Consider the following 311-nt stretch of genomic DNA (forward strand, 5'->3'; position numbering starts at 1 on the left):
GATTTGCGGAGAGTCATGGATATGTCTAAAGCAAATAAGAAGGTTACTGTTCAGCAAGTTGCTGAAATTGCGGGTGTTTCCGCAAGCACAGTATCTCGGTTTTTAAACCAAACCACCTATATTGCGGATAACAAAAAGAGAGATATTCTTGAGGCCATTCGTCAGACAGGCTATCGCGCTCGCGTAGCAAAATGTAATGAGAGATTAAATAAGAGCAGAACCATAGGCGTTCTGGTTCAAAACCCCGAAAGCCCGCACACGACCCGCATCATTGAAGATATGGAAAAAGTGCTCATTGCCTGTGGCTATTC

1 protein-coding gene is annotated in these 311 nt (G+C 44.1%); it reads left to right on the forward strand.

Annotated elements, in window-relative coordinates; genetic code table 11:
* Window positions 1-15: 15 nt before the first annotated feature.
* Window positions 16-311, forward strand: a 296-nt coding sequence (locus AB4585_RS23955) for a LacI family DNA-binding transcriptional regulator (RefSeq protein ID WP_372171252.1), incomplete at its 3' end; no start/stop codon positions are given.

This window comes from Vibrio sp. 10N.222.49.C9 (assembly GCF_041474985.1).
GTDB lineage: Bacteria > Pseudomonadota > Gammaproteobacteria > Enterobacterales > Vibrionaceae > Vibrio > Vibrio crassostreae_C.